Here is a 17,898-nt window from a genome sequence, read left to right on the forward strand (position 1 = left end):
CCGCCCCGCCCGGCTCACATGTCCCGCTCGACTGTTCCCTTCGGGCCCAAACCCATCAAGGGCTACTCGCTCGGGGCAAGCTCCTTCGTGAGGTCGAGGATGCGCTTGCGTACGGCCGGCTCCGTGATGCGGTAGTAGGCCCGAACGAGTTCCAGCGTTTCCCGCCGATGCATCACGTCGTCCTCGAAGCCCTGCTGCTGCTCCGCCATGCCGGATGCGCCGTGTGAGCGCAGACCCGTCTGGCTGGCCGGGCGGTCCGTCATGTCGTCGAAGAAGAAACTGATCGGGACGTCCAGGACCTGGCTGATCTCGAACAGCCGGCTTGCCCCGATCCGGTTCACGCCGCGCTCGTATTTCTGGACCTGCTGGAAGGTAACGCCGAGCGCTTCTCCCAGCGCCCCCTGGCTCATTCCAAGGAGGGTTCGCCGAAGACGGACGCGCGAGCCGACATGAATGTCGATCGGCCTCGCTGCCTTCTCGCTCTCGACGCCAGTGGGCTCATCCATTGTCTGCAGCATCAACTGGCTCCTCCAAGCCGATCCGAGGCGAGGGCAAACTCAGGCGAGGCACACCGGAATGCGCTCCGCCCGCCACACCACATCGCCATCATCATCAACCCTGACGTGCAAAATGCTGCTTTTTGAGACAATCGTCAAGGAAATCCTAACAACCTGGAATTGCGGCAAGGATTCTGACCAAGGCTGCCAGGGACCTCGGCTCTCACGCGCCCCGATCCGGGCTGTTACCGGGTTGGACGGCCGTGCGGGCGGCGATCCTTGCGGCGATGGGCCGAGGGGTGGCCCGGTCTGCTCGCGGCGACATTCGCGCATGGCCGGCCCCTCTCATGATCGGTCCCGCTTTGGCTGGATTGGCTGCGCAGGCAGCCTGCGACAACGCCGAGAAGGGCTTTCCCGTGCTGCGCTTCACGGGACCGTCTCGGGCACGACACGGGGGACCGGCTGAACCGGCGCGAGCATCCCGTTCCGACCCAGGATCGGCGACGCGATCGCGTCGGCCCGTCCTCTGCGATGGATACCGAGGTTCCGCAGGATGGACCGTTGATCGTGCTACATCATCGTGCGCGGGCACCGGAAACGGCGTGCCCGCTGACGATAGCCCCGGCCGTATCGTGATCGGGACGGAGGTCACGGCCGTCTGCGGCAGACGCGATCCTCTCGAGGCGAGCGCCGCTGCGCCCTGTCTGCCAGCAAAGGCCTGATCGCCGCCGTTCTCGGCGAGTTCCATGAGCAGCTCCGCACTCCGCGCGTGCGCATTCCCGCCGACACGGATGACGTGCGGATGATTGGCCATACCGAGGGTGCCGACCTTGGGTGAGGAAGGATTCGATCTCGGCCCCTGGGTTGGCATGCCGGTCCCGGCGGGGACCTTTCCATCCTGGCGAAGTCGTCGCCCGGCCTGTCTTCGCGTCCGGTGCTGACAGGGCTCTGCAGGGCGCGGCCGCAGAAGATGGCGCGCCGCCCAGGCGATCGAGGGACGTCGCCTAGCCACGATGGCCCGATCCCGGCACAATCCCTGACAGATCCGGCGGCATGCAGGACCGGGTGTGCCAAGGGTGGACGCGGACATTGAGATTGCCTCTGTGGGTCAGCGCCCTCGTCGTGACCCTGTTCGTTCAGACCGTCAGCTCCTTCTCCTCCCTCGCAGTTCCCCTCCTCGGACCGCCACTGATGGCCCGAGCCGGCCTGCCGCCCGAGAGCATTGGCCTCGTCTCCGCCATGACCTCGGCCGGCATCTGCTGGTGCCTGGCCTGCGGGGGGCCGCTCCTCGGCCACCACGGGCCGGTTCGCACGCTGCAGATCGGGCTCGCCTGCATGGCACTTGGCCTTCTCATCCTATCCCAGCCGCTGGGGCTGCTGGGCCTGCTCGGGGCCTTGGCCGTCGGCTTCGGCACCGGCCACAACACGCCGGCGGGCAGCCGGATCCTCGTTCGCTCAGCGCCGCCGCGGCACCGCACGCTGATCTTCTCGATCAAGCAGGCCGGCGTTCCCCTGGGCGGGGCATTGGCAGGGCTCGCGGCGGCGCCGCTGGTGCTGGTACAGGGCCTGTCCGGTGCCCTGTGGACCATTATCGGCGTGCTCCTGCTGACGATCCTCCTGGTGCAGCCTTCTCGCGCGCGGCTGGATCGGGAACGGGACGAGAGCCAGACGGGCTGGGCGCGCGCGCTGCTCTCCCCGATGGTCCTGCTGCGTTCCGTCAGGACCCTGCGCGCACACCCCTCCCTGCCGCTGCTGACAGCTCTTGGCGCGTCCTTCTCCGTGCTGCAGTCCTGCCTGACCGCCTTCACCGCAACCTATGCCATGACCCGGCACGGAGCCTCCCTGGTCGAGGCCGGGAAGATCGTGGCGGTCATGCAGATCGCCAGCGTCACCGGGCGTGTGGCCTTCGGGTGGCTGGCCGACCGCATGGGCCATGCTCTCCGGCACCTCGCCTTGCAGGCGGTCGGCTCAGCTCTGGCGGTCGGATTGCTCGTCACCCTGGGCAGCCAGGGCCCGTGGGCCCTGTACGGCTGCGCGGCCCTGGTCGGCGCAACGGCCATCGGCTGGAACGGGGTCCACATGGCGGAACTGGCCCGTGTGGCGCCCCTGTCCCTCGTCAGCGATGTCACCTCCGCCGCCAGCCTCTTCGGCTTTGTCGGGTCGATCTGCGGGCCGGTGATCTTCACGCTTCTGGTGAGATGGAGTGACAGCTACGGCCTCGCCTTTCTCGTCATGGCGGCGCAGCTCGCCGGCATCGGATTGATCTGCGCCCTGCTCCTGAGAGGCCGGACAGGAAATTCGATGCCGAGGCCTTCCTGATGTCCGGATCCGGGACGCCGCAACAGCCTGATCAAGCTGCGATCGGGCAGGCGTCCGAAGGGCTTTGCAGCGGAGCGTCGCCTCGATACTGCTCCCGCGTGCCGTCTCCCGCTTCGGAGAAGGGGGCCGACTGAGGTAAACGCCGCCGTGTCCGCATTCCCGCGCCTGGGCGCCCTCGCACCAACGGGCGCCACGGGCGGCATCATCATGATGCTGCTCGGCGTCCTCCTCTTCGCTGTCAACGACACGCTCGGCAAGTGGCTCGTGGGGGCTTACACGGTCGGACAGCTCATGCTGGTGCGCAGCATCGCCGGGCTCTGCACGATGGCACCCTCCATCATCCGAGCGGGCCCCTACGCCTTTCTCCGTCCACCCCGCCCCGGGTTGCAGCTGTTGCGCGTGGCGTTCTCGACCCTCGAGGGATCGCTCTTCTTCTGGGCCCTGACGGAGCTCCCGCTGGCCGAGGTGATGACCTACTACATGGCCGGCCCGATCTACGTCACCGCGCTCTCCCCCTTCCTGCTGGGCGAGCAGGTGGGCTGGCGGAGGTGGACAGCCGTGGCGATCGGCTTCGGCGGCGTCATCCTGGCGCTGCATCCCTCGCCAGGCTCGCTGTCGCTCGGTGCCGTTTGTGCCCTGGTGGGCAGCTTCAGCTATGCCCTTTTCCTCGTCGCCACCCGCAAGCTGGCCGGGACACCCGGGACGGTGCTGATGACGGCGCAGCTGCTGGCAGCCCTGATCTTCGGCGGCACGCTGGTGGTCATTCAGGGCTGGACACCGCCCGGTCTGCTGGACCTCACGCTGATGCTCCTGCTGGGCATCGGCTCACTCAGCGGCAATCTCTGCGTGAACCAGTCCCTGCGGATCGCCCCCGCCTCCGTGGTCGTGCCATACCAGTACACGCTGATCCTCTGGGGCATGCTCTTCGGGTATGTCTTCTTCGACGAGGTGATCGGGCCGATGACCATGACCGGAGCCGCCGTGATCGTCGGCGCGGGGCTTTTCATCTTCCTCCGCGAGCAGCAGTTGCGCCGCCGCGGGCAGCGGAGAGGCCGGGAATCGTAAGCAGCGAGGCCCGCCCGCCATCGATGCCGCGCCACCTCCTTGGGACGCATCCTGGCCTGCTGCATCCACTCTGCCCGCCCCGGTATGGACATGTCGGCCGGGCGCGACCGGACGCAGAGCTCGGCCCAGGCTCTCAGGACAAGGGGTCGAGAAACACCGGTCGAGCCGCAAGGTCCACGCTGACGCCAGCCACTTCCAATGAGGGCAGCAGCGATTCGGTCGGAAGGCGCAGGTAGCGTTCGAGCAGCCGGAGATAGACACCCATGAAGCGCGGGCCGTGCCTATCCGTCTCCCCCTCGGCCGTGCTGGTCATGGCGTGGGCCAGCTCATGAAGGAGGACCCAGGAGGGCAGGCTTTCTGAGAGCCGGAGCCGGAGACGCGAGGCATCGGCCTGCCGCGCTGTGGCCTGGGGCGGCAAGGCCTCGACCCGGGGTGGCCAGCGCAGCCCCATCTCTGCCCAGATCGCGTTGACCATGGGCTGGGCTGCGGCGAACGGGATCAGGTCCGGCGCATGCGGTGCCACGACCCGGTCCTCCCACGCGTAGACCCGCGAACGCTGGCGATCGCGGCCGCTCATCAGCTCAGCAGGTCGCGCGCCGGCCCGCCCATCGGGCGCTGGAGGTTTACCCGCTCCCCCGCCTCGTAGCCCTGCCGATAGGCTCCGTCCAACCGGATGCCGGCTCCGCGCTGGGCCACGAGCCGGACCTTGCTGGCGCGGAACGCGTCCTCCACCACGCTGTGCTTCAGCACGATCAGGGCCGTCCCTGTCGTGCGCTGGGCAGCCACTTCGGACTCCCTCGATGCATGCAGCGCTTCCAGACGCTCGGCGACCCGCATGGACATGCCATGCGCAAAGCTGGTGGTGGCCTGCCGCAGCTGGACGCCACGCAGGGAGGGATGCCGCGACCGGAAGTCCGATCCCTCCTGCCGGATCCCGCGGTCGATGATGGAGAAAAGGTAAACGGCCATCGTCGTATCGGCCTCGAAGCCGAAGAAGACGTAGCGGGACCGATCCTCGTCGCGGGCCAACCAGACCTTGCAATCGCAGAACCGGGCGATCGCGGGCACGCAGCCGTCGATCGGGCGGCGCTGCCGGCCCGGCAGGGGCACCTCCACCTGGACGCAGGGCTCGGCGCGGAGGTCGACCTCCTCCATGCTGAGCGCGTAACGCTCCAGCAGTCGGCCGACCATCTCGGCCGCCGCCAGGGCCTCGGCCTCCGTGCAGCCATTTGAGACGGTCTTCTCCGCAAGGGCTCGGATGCGCGCCTTGACTCGGGCGAGTTCAGTCGTCTGGCTCAAAGGGGGCAACCGGGCTAGAAGGTCCGTCGGAAGGGTATAGCAGGGCGGGCACCCCGCGATATCCCTGGCCGTCCTGCTTCGTCAGGAGGGCGAACCCCTGCGGGGAACACGGTTCGGCCATGCCCCCTCTCGGGCATCAGATTGCAGATTGGGACTTCGCATCAGCCCTCTGAGTCGCCACATAGGCCTGCCCCAAGGGTCTCGATCAGTCAGGGGCGCCGCCTCGGCAGCGCCCCTGATCCGCGTGCGAAAAGGAATCGGAATGACGCCGGAATCAGCCGACGAACTGGTGCTGAACGAGCGGGACGAGGCGCTTCTCTCGTCCTTGCCCGAGGCCGAGGGCCGGGCGCTGCGCCGGCTCGTCGAGATTGCCCGGGCCCGGGGCCATGTGACTCATGCCGAGGTGTCCGCCGCGCTCCCCTCCGACCACCTCTCCTCCGACCAGATCGAGGATGCCCTCGGCGTGCTCTCCGCCATCGGCGTCGAGGTCGCCGAGGACGAGGAGGCCGAGGAGGCTGATCCCGCCGAGAAGGCGCCCCCCGCCGCCGAGGGCGAGGAGGAGGTCGTCGGGAACGTCAAGGAGGATGCCGGCCGCTCCGCCGACCCGGTGCGCATGTACCTGCGCGACATGGGCTCGGTCCAGCTGCTCAGCCGCGAGGGCGAGATCGCCATCGCGAAGCGGATCGAGGCCGGCCGCGACATGATGATCGGGGGGCTCTGCGAGGCCCCGCTGGTGCTGGACGCGATCCTCGGCTGGTACCGTGGCATCCAGGACGGAAGCCTGCTTCTCAGGGATGTCCTCGATCTCGAGGCGACGGCCGGAACCCAGGAGGCGGCGTCCGACACCGGGTCCGAGGGTGAGGAGGACCAGGACGAGGCCAGCGAGGGGGGCTCGATCATTCCTCCCTCCGTCCTCGAGCAGCAGGTCAAGCCGGAGGCCCTCGCCGCCTTCGCCGCGATTGAGGCGGCCTGGGGATCCCTGCGCGAGCTCCAGTCGCGCCGCATGGCGGCCTACACGGACGGGAGCGGCCTCAGCGCGGCCGACGAGAAGGAGTTCGCCCGGCTCCGCACCGAACTGGTCGGGCTGATCGGGCAGGTCCACCTGCACGCGAACCGCATTGCCGAGCTTTTGGAGCGGATGCGGGAGGTCAACAAGCGCCTGACGACCGCGGAGGGACGCCTGCTCCGCATCGCGGAAGGGGCTGGCGTGAAGCGGGACGACTTCCTGACGGTCTACCGCGCCTCGGGCCACGGGCCGGATTGGGTCGCCGGTCTCGCCACCCGTCGGGGCAAGGGCTGGATGGCGTTCGCGACGCGCCATGCCGCCGAGGCGGAGGAGGCCCGCTCGGCCATCTTCGCCATCGCCGAGGAAGCCGGGCTACCCATCGCGGAGTTCCGCCGCGTGCAGGCCGTCGTGGCCCGGGGCGAGCGCGACATGAACCGCGCCAAGAAGGAGATGATCGAGGCGAACCTGCGCCTCGTGATCTCCATCGCCAAGAAGTACACGAACCGCGGCCTACAGTTCCTGGACCTGATCCAGGAGGGCAACATCGGCCTCATGAAGGCCGTCGACAAGTTCGAGTACCGTCGCGGGTTCAAGTTCAGCACCTATGCCACCTGGTGGATCCGGCAATCGGTGACCCGCGCCATCGCGGATCAGGCCCGCACCATCCGCGTGCCGGTGCACATGACGGAGACGGTGAACAAGCTGAACCGGACCTCCCGCCAGATGCTGCACGAGCTGGGCCGGGAACCGACGCCAGCCGAGCTGGCCGCGAAGATGGGCATGCCGCTGGAGAAGGTGGTCAAGGCTCAGAAGATCGCGCGCGAGCCGGTCAGCCTCGAGACCCCGATCGGCGACGAGGAGGACAGCCATCTCGGCGACTTCATCCGGGATGAGAACGCGGTGATGCCGCTCGACGTCGCCGTCCATGCCGGATTGCGGGATGCCGCGAGCAGGGCTCTTTCCGACCTGACGCCGCGCGAAGAGCGGGTGTTGCGGATGCGTTTCGGCATCGGCATGAACTCGGATCACACGCTGGAGGAGGTCGGGCAGCAGTTCAACGTGACCCGCGAGCGCATTCGCCAGATCGAGGCGAAGGCCCTGCGGAAGTTGAAGCATCCCACGCGTGCCAAGCAGCTCCGCAGCTTCCTCGACGAAGGTTGAGGGCCTTCCGGCAGGACCGACCGTCAGGCTGGTGATCGGAATGCGTCAGTCATGCGTGGCCCCGGTTCCCCGGGGTCACGCCTTCACGGCCATCCCGATGGGGATGACCAAGGCCACGGACTAGCGAAGAGGCTTGCCGGTCGGAGATGTCGAGAAGGGGTGTGCTGTCTGCAGGGGCACCCTCTTCTCGAGCCGGCGCTTGGTGCGGCGCCTGGAACCGGCAGGTCTGAGACAGAGCCTGGACGGTCAGGCCATCGAAGGGCAACGCCCGGGTTCCATGCCGCGACGAGCCCTCAGCTGCCATCGGCCACAAGCTGTTTGCGAAGCTCCAGCGCATCACCCGTGGCCTCGCCGAGCGCGGTGTTGTCGAAGATGCACCAGCATTCCTCCGCGGTCCGTCCGGCGTCGCGCACCCGCCCCGCCAGCATCCCGATCATCTCGGACGCGTAGTCGGAATAGTAGATCTTCGGCGATCCATGCATCCGCCAATAGGTCAGACCCGGCCAGCCACCGGGCTCCGCAGCCCGCGGCACGACCGCCGGGTCGGCCGCCACGCGCGCGATGCGGAAGGCCGTCAGCCGCGCCCCGGCGGCCTCCGTGAACCACGTGGGATGCCGCGGCTCGCACACGACATACCCCCCGAAACGGCCTCGGACGGCGTCGAAGAACAGGTCAGCGGCAGCCTCATCATAGCGAAGAGATGGGGGTAGCTGCACGAGCAGTGGCCCCAGGGCCTCCCCAAAGGCCTCAGCCTCGCCCAGGAAGCGGGCCAGAGGCTCCTGCGGTTCGGCAAGCCTGCGCGTGTGGGTGAGTTCCCGCGGCAACTTCACCGCGAAGCGGAACCCAGAAGGGACGCTCGCAGCCCAACGCGCATAGGTCGCGGGGCGGTGCGGCCGGTAGAAGGAGGAGTTGATCTCCACCGCCGGAAGCTGGCGCGCGTACCGCTCCAGATGGGTGCCGTCGCCCGGAAACGCGGCTGCGTGCTGCCTGGGGATGCTCCAGCCCGCCGTCCCGATGCGAGCGGTGTTCACCGCGTTCCCTTCAGCCGATTTGCCAAAGGATCGCTGGCGTGACCGTTGGTTCCGGGCATGACGCTTCCGCTCCATCGACCGCACTGTGCCCCCATCGTATCTTTCATCGTGGCGGCAGGACCAGCTTGGGGGAGGAAACACATGACAGAGTGGAAGCGTCTGGGCCGGCGCCCTCTGGTCCTGTCGGGTGCGGCCACGCTCGTCGGCGCCCACCGGTCATCTCATGCCCAAGGGCCAGTTCTGACGCGTCCCGTGGAGATCGTGGTGCCCTACGCCGCCGGCGGCCCGGCCGACCGCTACGTTCGCGCGATGGCGGATCCGCTCCGGGCCGCCTGGGGACAGCCGATCGTCATCAGCAACAAGCCCGGTGGCGGGGCAACGATCGGAGCGGCCGCCGTTGCCAAGGCCCCGCCGGATGGCCAGACCCTTCTGATGGCCAGCTTCGGCCTGGTCGGCAATCGCCTTCTGATGCGGGAATTGCCCTACGACCCCGGCTCGCTCGCCCCCCTCTCCCTGGCCGGAGTGGGCGGGATGACGCTGTACACACGCCGTTCGCTCCATGCGCCGGACCTGGAGAGCTTCCTGAACGTCGCCCGCACGCAGCCCGGCGGTCTGCGCTTCGGTTCGTCCGGTGTGGGCTCAACGCCGCACGTCGCGTGCGAGGTCTTCGCCGCCCGCGTCGGGGTGGAGATCATCCATGTCCCCTATCGGGGCTCCGGCCAGGCCCTGACAGATCTCCTGGCAGGCAACATCGATGCCGTCTTTACCGCCACCACCAGCGGCCCGGCCCGATCTGACGCGCTCGTTGCCATCGCCTCGAGCGGCACCCGACGGTCACTGATCACCCCGCAGGTGCCGACCCTCACGGAGAGCGGCCTGGATGTCGTCGCCCGCACTTGGTACGGCTTCCTCGCGCCAAGTGCCACGCCTCCCTCGGTGCGCGCGGACCTCGTACGCGGCTTCCAGTCGCTCTCGGGAAGCGCCGAAGCGCGCAACGCGCTGATCGAGGATGACATCGAGCCGCTTTTCACGGGCCCCGACGCCTTCGCGCGCTTTCTCGAAGAGGAGATGCGCTACTGGGCGCCTGTTTTCCGGGAAAGAAACATCCAGCTTTGAACGGACCCTGCCGGTGAATCCACGCCTGTCCCTTCCCGGTCCCGCCGAGATGTCACCCGAACAGTTGGACCTTTACGAGCGGATCATCGCAGGACCGACCCGGAGCATGGTGGGACCTCAGAGGGCGAATATTCACAGTCCGCCCCTGGCCGAGGCCTGGTGGAAGCTCGGCGACACACTCCGGCACGGGACGGTGCTGCCCAAGGCACTGCTGGAACTGGCGATCATCATCGTCGGGCGCCGCTGGAACAGCCAGCTCGAGTTTCTTGTTCACGCGGCGGCTGCGATCAAGGCAGGGCTGGATCCCGATCTTGTGGAAGCCATCCGGACCGGAGCCCGGCCGGCCTTTCCCACCGCCGAGATGCGGGAGGTGTATGAACTCACGCAGCAGGTTCAGACGGCCGGCCAAGCCGACGACAGCACCTACCAAGCCGTGCTGGCTCGCTGGGGGGAACGCGGCACGGTGGAACTGGTCGCCGTGATCGGCTTCTACACCATGGTCTGCATTGCCCTGAATCTGCACTGCATCCCGCTGCCTGCTGGCGCCACACCGCCTCTTCCGCCGGTCGGAGAAGCTGGCGGGTTAGCCCCGCTCCCATCCCTTCCATGAAATCTGGGGCCGTCAGGCAGGCCGCTGAGCTGTTTGACGGATGGGATGATCCGTCGTGGCGGCCGGTGGGCCTCTCTGATGATTCAGCGAGTGTCTGCAGGCGCCCGACAGCACTGAATGTCGATGGTCGGGGCACTCAGGCGGCTATGGCCTCCACCATCATCACATCCAGCATGAAGGATCCGTCCGCTTCGATCGCGAAGTGATCGCGCACCTCGGCGGAGGCGGCAGCCTGCAGCGCGCGGATCGCCTGAACATGGACGGCTGGCGTGCGCATGCGAGAGATCCAGACATCGAAGTCCATGCGGATGCGCCAGGTCCGGCCCGTCCGCATCTGAAATCCGGAACGCACCAGGGCGCCGGCCCATTCCGCCGCCGTGTAGTCCCGGACATGCGATGGATCGCGGAGCAGCTCCACGGCCTGGAGATGCGTATCGAGCAGAGGAGAACCGGGGGAGTAGGCATCGATCACCACGGCGGTAGCTCCTCTCGCCAGCACCCGCCGTGCCTCCCGCATCCCCCTCTCGAAGTCATGCCAATGATGCGCCGAATAGCGGCAGCCCAGGAAGTCGAAGGCGGCATCCGGGAAGGGCAGGCGCTCCGCGGGGGCCTCCATGGTCTCGATGTTGTCCAGCGCCCTGGTTCGGGCGGTCGCCGCCACCGCGGCCAGCATCTCGCCTGACAGGTCCGACGCCGTGACCTTCCTGGCATGGCGGGCCATGCGGTAGGCCACGTGCCCTCCGCCAGTTCCCAGGTCGAGCGCCCGGACCGGAGCCACGCGGCGCACCACGGCCTCAAGAGCATCAAGGTCCTCGCCGCCGGCATGAACCGCGCTCTCGACATAAGCCTTGGCACGCGGGCCGAACTGATCCTCGACGACGGCATGATGGGCTCGGGTCATGGCCTGCTCGCTCCTCAGCGGCGGCCAGCATGCCCTCATGCTCCCTCGGTGCAAGGGGAGAGATGGCGGAGGCATGGACATGGAGAGTGTTCACGGCCCATCGTCGGTTTCTGCTTTGTGTTGCCCACGCTGAGTCATGTCCCGGCCTACCCTTGCGGGGCGGGCAGGGCGGGATCCGAAGCCTTGAGCGACCTGGGCGCGGCCAACTCCTTCCCGCTGATGGCAGGCCAAACCGCCTTCGTCAGTTCGACACCGGGCGCACATTCATGGCGCGTGCGGTTCCATCGCTGCGCGGCGTGACGTGCAGTCCTTGCCGACCGACCCAGCCGTCGGACTGAAAGTAGAGCGGGATGAATTCGCTGTCGGCCAGCCCTGCCTCGTGTTGATGCGATCGCCCGGGATCAGGGCTTCGCGTGGCATCTCGGGATACTGAACCGAGCAGCCCGAATGTTCGGGCAGCGTCACGCCTCTTGTTTAAGTCTTCGACGACGCCGTCCTTCTCGTCGCGTCAGCGATGCTTGCACCGACAAGGGGCCGCACGCTGCCGTGGCAGACCGGTCACGGCGACAGGCATCCACCGCGAACCAGCTCAGCCAAAGGTCGCCCAACACCCCCAGGAAATTTAAGGGTCAGCGTTAGCTATTCCAGTTTGCTAAGGATCGGGAGCAGGCGCATCAACCAGACAAGGGAGGCGATCGCATGTCACCCGTCCTGATGCTGGGCCGTAGGCTGAACCTCGTCCGTGCTCTCGTCCAGCCTACCCCGATGGAACTCACGCTCCTGACGAAGACAGGGCGCTGTGCGATCACGCCGACGCTTCCGCAGGTGAGCGACCTTGGCCTTCGATCAGGTGCTTCACGGACATGCTGACCGCAAAGACCCTGGATAGGCCAAGCCGGTTCGGCACCTCGGCGAGGATGCACGCAGGATCGGACCTGCCGAACCGGGACGAGGGTGAACAGACATCCGAGATTCGCCTTCTCGGCCCGCTGTCCGTTGTCCGCGCAGGGTCGCCGCTGGTGCTGCCGGCCTCGCGCAAGTTGCGGGCGCTGCTCGGCCACCTCGCGCTCGCTCCGCACCCTGTTCCTCGCGGACAGCTCTGCGAGCTCCTCTGGGACGTCCCCGATGACCCCCGCGGCGAGCTCCGCTGGTGCCTCAGCCGCCTCCGCCGCGTCCTCGACACCCCCGGCCGACGCCGGGTCGAAACTCCCTCGGACGCCGTCTCCCTCAACCTCGCAGACACCTCCGTGGACGCGATCGAGGTCGCGCACGCCGCCCGCGACGGCATCGGGACGCTCGCCACGGAGCGGCTGCGCGCACTGGCCTCCCTTTTCGCCGGCGACCTCCTGGAGGGTCTGGAACTTGACCGCCTGCCGGCCTTCGAGGGCTGGCTCGTCGCCGAGCGCCGCCGCTTCCGCGACCTCCACGCCACCCTGCTGGAGGAGCTCGTCGGCCGCCTGCCGGACGAGGAGGCCGCCGCCCCGCTCGGCGCTTGGCTCCGGCTTGCCCCCTTCGACCTCCGCCCGCACGAGGCCGTGCTGGCCGCCCTCGCCCGCCGCGGCCGCATCCGGGAAGCGGAGGAGCATCTCGCGGCGACCGCCCGCCTGTTCGAGGCCGAGGGCCTCGACGCCGCCCCGCTCCGCGCCCTCTGGCGGGCGGCCCGCACCGGGGTGGAAGAAGCCCCGCGGCCCCGCGTCGCAGCCTGCCCCATATCCCCTGCCCCGGCCGAGGCGCCGGTGGAGGTCTCACCGGCCGGCGCCCGTCGCGCCTCCGTCGCCGTGATGCCCTTCACGGAGCTGACCGCCGGTCCCGGCCTCCCCGGCGGCCCCGCCGACGCGCTCGTCTATGACGTGATCACGCGGCTGGCGAAGCTGCGCAGCCTCTTCGTCATCGCGCCCGGCACCGTCTTCGCGCTGCGCGACCGCGGCGTCGCGCCGGCCGAGGCGGGCCGGATGCTCGGCGTGGACTACGTCGTCAGCGGCTCAGTGCAGCGCCGCGGCGGCCGCCTCGCCGTCGCGGTGGAACTTGCCGAGGCGCGCAGCGCCCGGATCGTCTGGACCGACGTGCTCGACCACGCGGCCGAGGACGCCTTCCTCGTGCTCGACGCGATCGGCAACCGCACCGTCGCCTCGGTGGCCGGCGAGATCGAGGCGATCGAGCGCAACCGCGCGATCCTCAAGCCGCCCGACTCCCTCGACGCCTGGGAGGCGCACCACCGCGGCCTCTGGCACATGTACCGTTTCAACCGCCCGGACAACGAGCGCGCGCGGCACTTCTTCGAGGCGGCGATCCGCCTCGACCCCACCTTCTCCCGCGCCTATGCCGGCCTGTCCTTCACGCACTGGCAGAACGCCTTCCAGGGCTGGGCGGAGCGTCCTGCCGCGGTGGAGGCGGCCTATGCCGCGGCCGGGCAGGGGCTGATGGCCGATGACCGCGACCCCGCCGCGCACTGGGCCATGGGCCGGGCGCTCTGGCTGCGCGGCCGCCACGACCCCGCCGTGGAGGAGCTGGAGCAGGCCGTGGCGCTGAGCCCGAACTTCGCGCTCGGCCACTACACCCTCGCCTTCGTCCACTCGCTCACCGGCGATCCGGGCACCGCGGTCGCCGCCTCCGACCACTCGCGCCGGCTCAGCCCCTTCGATCCGATGCTCTTCGGCATGCTCGGCGCGCGCGCCATGGCGCTGGTGCGGCTCGGCCGGTTCGAGGAGGCCGCGGAGGCCGGGCTGAAGGCCGCCGCCCGGCCCAACGCCCATGTCCACATCCTGGCGATCGCCGCCGTCTCCCTCGCTCTCGCCGGCCGGCTCGACGAGGCGCGGGACCAGGTCGCCGCCATCCGTCAGACCCTGCCCGGCTACCGCGTCCAAGACCTCATCGCCGCCATGCAACCCCGACCGGACGGCGAGGAGCGGTTCCGAGAGGGTGCGCGGCGCATCGGGATCGCGTGACCCACCGGATCACCGACGGGGATCGGGCTGCATGCCCGTCCACAACCCGGCCAGGGTTCGCGACCGGCTTGCAGGCTGTAGCGCCGGGATCAGGGCCTTCCGTCGCCTGCACGACAGTGACGATGCTCGGTGCGGCGTCATCCGCTCCAACGATTGACGCGACCGGTGGAACCCCATTCGTCGGAGAAGGATCGTGATGACGAAAAATCTGACCCAGAACATGCCTGTCGCAGCTGGCCTTTCCCGGTCGAGCCGCGCCGCATGGTTCACGGCGTGCGCGTTGTTGGTCAGCGTGATGACCAGCGGATCGCAGGCGCAGGCTCCAGCGCGCATGCCGGACTGTCCAAGCACCGGGATGGCCATCGGCGATTGGCGTGGCGGTGGATGCCTGTGCCAGCTCCCGCCACCGAGGGAGCTGCCGATCTGGGGAACCGGATCCTATGCCGGAGAGAGTTCGATCTGCACGGCGGCGATCCACGCCGGCGTCGCGGCTGCCGATCCGGGTGGCGCAGTGAACGTCATCATCGAGCCGGGGCGCGCCAGCTACCAGGGGAGCACGGCCCATGGTGTCACCTCCCGCGATCGCGGTCCCTCCGGCCGAAGCTTCCGGGTCGAGGCGTTCATCCCCTTACGATAACGGTCAGCAGGCAGGGCACCGCGGCGGTGCAGCCGCCTCCCCTTATGGGGTGGCGCGGGCGCCTGGAGATCCAGGGCCGCGCCTGGCCGGGGCGAAAGGCCACGCCAAGGCGCGCCAGCCCGAACGCAAAAGGTCGCAGCGGCTCCGGCAAGAACGCCCCGCCTGGAGCCCCGGCCGCGCCGCCGCGATGACTACGACGGAACCAGCCGGTAGCCCGTGCCGGCCCGCTCCACCCGGCCCGTCGCCGGCATGGGGAAGTGATAGCCGACCACCGGCATCCGCTCCGCCGCCGCGCGGTCCAGCAGGGCGCGGCGGGTCGCCACCGCGGTGGCCGGGTCCATGTCGAAGACCGGCACCCACTCCGGGTTCGCCATGAACAGGGCCGGCGTGTTCACCGCGTCGCCGATCACCAGAAGCTGCTCCCGTCCCTCCGAGACGAGGAAGGAGGCGTGGCCGGGGGAGTGTCCGAAGGTCGGGATGGAGGTGACGCCCGGCGCAACCTCCGCCCCCGGGCGGAACCGCTCCACGCGGGCGGCATAGGGAGCGAAGCGGCGACGGGCGTTCGCGAAGGCCGGCCGCCGCGCCTCGGGGGCGCGGGAGGCCTCGCCCTCGTCCAGCCAGAAGGCCCATTCGCCCTCCGGCACCTTGATGGCGGCGTTCGGGAACGCGGCGTTGCCCTGGGCGTCGAGCAGGCCGCCGATGTGGTCGCCGTGAAAGTGGGTGAAAACCACCGTTCGGATATTCGCCGGGTCCAGGCCGGCGGCGCGGATGTGGTCCAGCATCCGCCCCGTGCCGGGCGGCCCTCCTTGGGGCCCGAACCCCACATCGATCAGCACCAGCCCATCGCGCGTGCTCACGACCGTCTGGTTGAAGGTATTGCGCATCCCCGGCCCCGGCGTACCCGCGGCCGCCAGGGCAGCGGAGACCGCGTCGGGCGCGGCGTTCGTGACCAATCCCTGGGTGACGTTGGGCAGTTCGACCACGCCGTCATTCACCACCGTGATGGCGGTGTTGCCGAGCTGGACCTTGTGGAAGCCCAGCCCCGGCGCTGCCGTCCCCTGGGCAGGCGCCAGCTTCGGCAGGGCGGCTGCGGCGGCCGCCCCCAGCAGGATGTCGCGACGATGAGCCATGTCTCTCTCCTCCCTCAAGCACCCGATCCCCGCATGGTGGCACTGATCCTGGTGTCAGGCACGAGCTAAGCGGACCAGCCGAACGGAGACGTTCCCCTCGCCGCCTGGGCGTTTCTGGCCGGCGCCGCGCGTCGCAGGGATGCTGGTCACTGCAACGGCCGCGCATGCTTCGGCCTCCCGCAAATGCCGCCCGCTGAGCTCGGCCACGGAATGCGCGCCGGCACCACGACTGGCTCCGACGCGGCAGCATGGGTGCCGAGCCTCAGGCGGGTGACGCCACCGTTCCCCTCAGGTGTTCCCTTCGATAGAAGCCCGGCATGGACAACAGCATGGCGGCCAAGCCTTACAGTCCGCTCAAGGGCGACCCCTACCGGGCCTACGAGGACCTGCCGGAAGAGGTGCGCCGGGCCCTGCAGGAATCCCTGGTGGACTGGTGTCCTCTGCGCGCCCGCGAATGGCATCTTCAGCTGCTGCACCGGCAGAGGCTGCGGCCGTCCCAGGCGGCATTCGTCCTCGTCCAGACCATCCGCCGGCAGGACCACGCCGAGGTGGCCGCTTTCGCGAAGACCTGGTCGAAAGGGGCCCGGGCCTATCCGCACCTCGCTGCCGGCGCGACGCTCCAGCGCTATGCTGGAACGGACGGAATCCCCGACGCCAAGCCCATTCTTATCGCCCCGGAGCCAAAGCCGTCCAAGGCACGGGGCAAGCGCCCGTCGGGCCGGCGCTCCCGGCGTTAAGCGCGGGGCGGCAGGGACCCGGCGATCCCATCGTCGGTGCGCCGCTCAGCCGTGAGGCCGTCTCGAGGCGACGAAGGCCACTGACCCTGCTTCGTTCAGCGATCGCCGGTCTTGCGATTGCTGTGAGCCGCGCTGCTGGCGCCGCCCTGCTTTCCGCTGCTGCCCCCGCCGCTGCCCGCGCGGGCATCCTTCGGGTTGGGCTTGCCGCCCGTGGCATTCTTGCCGCCCTGAGGGGCGCGGCCGGCAGGAGGGAGCGGAGGAAGGTTGGCCATGGAGTTGCCTCGTGTTCGGTGGAGGTGCCGGTCCGCGCGGCGAGGTCACGCGCCGGCACGATGACGGCGAGTGGAGGCGAACGGTGGAGCAGGAACGCGGGCCCGGGCCGAAAGTGAGCTGCTCAAATCTGAATCCGTCTGCGCGCGAGGCGGTTCTCGTTTCCTCCGGCACGGCACTGGTCAGGTGGGGTGTTGCCCCTGAGAGCCTTCTAGGCCATCTGGCCTTCTCCCCTGTCACCTCTGGGCGGCCAGGATGATGCGGCGTCTGCTGGTCTGGACTCTTCCGCTCCTCGCCCTTCTCGGAGGTGTCGGCTGGGCTCTCTCCGCGCCAGAGCCTGCCTTCGCGCCGTCCGAGGCGGCCCGCTTCGAGAGCGGTGATCCCGCCCGGGGGCGCATGGTCTTCCTGGCCGGTCAGTGCGCCTCCTGCCATGCCTCCCCGGGACAGGGGGACCGGACGCGCCTGGGCGGCGGCCTTGCTCTCACCTCGCCCTTCGGGACGTTCAACGCCCCCAACATCTCGCCCGATCCGGTCGACGGGATCGGCCGGTGGAGCGGCCTCGACCTCGCCAATGCCCTGATGGCCGGCGTTTCTCCGGACAGGCGGCACCTCTATCCCAGCCTGCCCTACGTCGCTTACGCGCATCTGCGGCCGGAGGAGGTGGGCGACCTCATGGCCTATCTCCGGACCCTTCCGTCGGTGACGGGCCGTCCGCCGCCGCACGACCTGCCACTGCCCTTCCGCATCCGCCGCGGCATCGGGCTCTGGAAGCGACTCTACCTCGACCGCGCGCCGATCGCCGACGACCCCGCGCACGACCCGGCCTGGAACCGCGGCCGGTACCTCGTGGAGGCGCAGCTCCACTGCGCCGAGTGCCACTCGACGCGCAACCTCCTCTTCGCCGTGAAGGAGGACACGCGCTACGCCGGCGGCCCCGACGTGGAGGGGACGGGCTTCGTGCCGAACGTCACGCCGCGCGCGATCGGCGGCTGGTCGGAGGACGACCTCGTCACCGTGCTGACCACCGGAAGGACGCCCGACCTGCGGCAGGTGGGTGGCGCCATGGCGGACGTGGTCCGGAACACCGCTGCCTTGCCAGAGGCGGACCGCCGGGCCATCGCCACCTACATCCGCGCCCAGCCGCCGCGCGAGACGCCCGGCCTGTCGGAATAGC

The 17,898-nt window shown here is 69.3% G+C and carries 15 protein-coding genes; 9 read left to right on the plus strand and 6 right to left on the minus strand.

All coding sequences use genetic code 11. From position 1 onward, the window contains the following. Positions 1-62: 62 nt before the first annotated feature. Positions 63-518: a helix-turn-helix domain-containing protein gene (locus ACP6CK_RS16415; RefSeq protein WP_426954370.1), complete on the minus strand. Its 456-nt coding sequence runs from the start codon at positions 516-518 to the stop codon at positions 63-65. Between the two features lie 1,032 nt (positions 519-1,550). Between ACP6CK_RS16415 and ACP6CK_RS16420 the strand changes: the two genes are divergently transcribed. Both ACP6CK_RS16420 and ACP6CK_RS16425 read left to right on the plus strand, forming a co-directional pair. Further along, entirely contained in the window at positions 1,551-2,816 is a 1,266-nt protein-coding gene (locus ACP6CK_RS16420) for an MFS transporter (RefSeq protein WP_426954371.1), read from the plus strand. A gap of 147 nt (positions 2,817-2,963) precedes the next feature. Continuing rightward, positions 2,964-3,881: a DMT family transporter gene (locus ACP6CK_RS16425; RefSeq protein ID WP_426954372.1), complete on the plus strand. Its 918-nt coding sequence runs from the start codon at positions 2,964-2,966 to the stop codon at positions 3,879-3,881. A gap of 133 nt (positions 3,882-4,014) precedes the next feature. On the opposite strand, the gene ACP6CK_RS16430 is transcribed toward ACP6CK_RS16425, so the two are convergent. Beyond that, entirely contained in the window at positions 4,015-4,458 is a 444-nt protein-coding gene (locus ACP6CK_RS16430; RefSeq protein WP_426954373.1) for a hypothetical protein, read from the minus strand. Then, a complete protein-coding gene (locus ACP6CK_RS16435; RefSeq protein ID WP_426954374.1) occupies positions 4,458-5,180 on the minus strand; it encodes a DUF7168 domain-containing protein in 723 nt (240 codons plus the stop codon). The genes ACP6CK_RS16430 and ACP6CK_RS16435 overlap by 1 nt, the downstream gene beginning before the upstream one ends. Before the next feature lie 262 nt (positions 5,181-5,442). Here ACP6CK_RS16435 and rpoD point away from each other — a divergent pair, with 262 nt between their 5' ends. Then, positions 5,443-7,347, plus strand: coding sequence for an RNA polymerase sigma factor RpoD (gene rpoD, locus ACP6CK_RS16440; RefSeq protein ID WP_426954375.1), 1,905 nt, complete (start codon positions 5,443-5,445; stop codon positions 7,345-7,347). A gap of 293 nt (positions 7,348-7,640) precedes the next feature. Here the strand turns inward: rpoD and ACP6CK_RS16445 are convergent, their stop codons facing one another. Further along, entirely contained in the window at positions 7,641-8,378 is a 738-nt protein-coding gene (locus ACP6CK_RS16445; protein WP_426954376.1) for a DUF72 domain-containing protein, read from the minus strand. A gap of 57 nt (positions 8,379-8,435) precedes the next feature. Between ACP6CK_RS16445 and ACP6CK_RS16450 the strand changes: the two genes are divergently transcribed. Beyond that, on the plus strand, positions 8,436-9,494 hold the full coding sequence (locus tag ACP6CK_RS16450; protein WP_426954377.1) for a Bug family tripartite tricarboxylate transporter substrate binding protein: 1,059 nt from the start codon (positions 8,436-8,438) through the stop codon (positions 9,492-9,494). A gap of 13 nt (positions 9,495-9,507) precedes the next feature. Next, positions 9,508-10,104, plus strand: coding sequence for a carboxymuconolactone decarboxylase family protein (locus ACP6CK_RS16455; protein WP_426954378.1), 597 nt, complete (start codon positions 9,508-9,510; stop codon positions 10,102-10,104). 136 nt (positions 10,105-10,240) lie between these two features. Here the strand turns inward: ACP6CK_RS16455 and ACP6CK_RS16460 are convergent, their stop codons facing one another. Further along, positions 10,241-11,005 (minus strand): class I SAM-dependent methyltransferase, encoded by a 765-nt coding sequence (locus ACP6CK_RS16460; protein WP_426954379.1) that lies wholly within the window; start codon positions 11,003-11,005, stop codon positions 10,241-10,243. 1,019 nt (positions 11,006-12,024) lie between these two features. Here ACP6CK_RS16460 and ACP6CK_RS16465 point away from each other — a divergent pair. Beyond that, positions 12,025-13,950, plus strand: a complete 1,926-nt coding sequence (locus ACP6CK_RS16465) for a hypothetical protein (RefSeq protein WP_426954380.1) — start codon at positions 12,025-12,027, stop codon at positions 13,948-13,950. A 196-nt stretch (positions 13,951-14,146) separates the two neighbouring features. Beyond that, a complete protein-coding gene (locus ACP6CK_RS16470) occupies positions 14,147-14,587 on the plus strand; it encodes an LCCL domain-containing protein (RefSeq protein WP_426954381.1) in 441 nt (146 codons plus the stop codon). Between the two features lie 191 nt (positions 14,588-14,778). Here the strand turns inward: ACP6CK_RS16470 and ACP6CK_RS16475 are convergent, their stop codons facing one another. Next, complete coding sequence (locus ACP6CK_RS16475; protein ID WP_426954382.1) at positions 14,779-15,717, minus strand: MBL fold metallo-hydrolase; 939 nt, start codon at positions 15,715-15,717, stop codon at positions 14,779-14,781. 317 nt (positions 15,718-16,034) lie between these two features. Between ACP6CK_RS16475 and ACP6CK_RS16480 the strand changes: the two genes are divergently transcribed. Next, the gene (locus ACP6CK_RS16480; protein WP_426954383.1) at positions 16,035-16,454 is read left to right on the plus strand and encodes a hypothetical protein; all 420 of its coding nucleotides are present in this window, start codon (positions 16,035-16,037) and stop codon (positions 16,452-16,454) included. 525 nt (positions 16,455-16,979) lie between these two features. After that, complete coding sequence (locus tag ACP6CK_RS16485; protein WP_426954384.1) at positions 16,980-17,897, plus strand: c-type cytochrome; 918 nt, start codon at positions 16,980-16,982, stop codon at positions 17,895-17,897. The last annotated feature ends 1 nt before the right edge of the window (position 17,898 follow it).

The organism is Muricoccus radiodurans, from assembly GCF_050154705.1.
GTDB classification, from domain to species: Bacteria; Pseudomonadota; Alphaproteobacteria; order Acetobacterales; family Acetobacteraceae; genus Roseomonas; species Roseomonas radiodurans.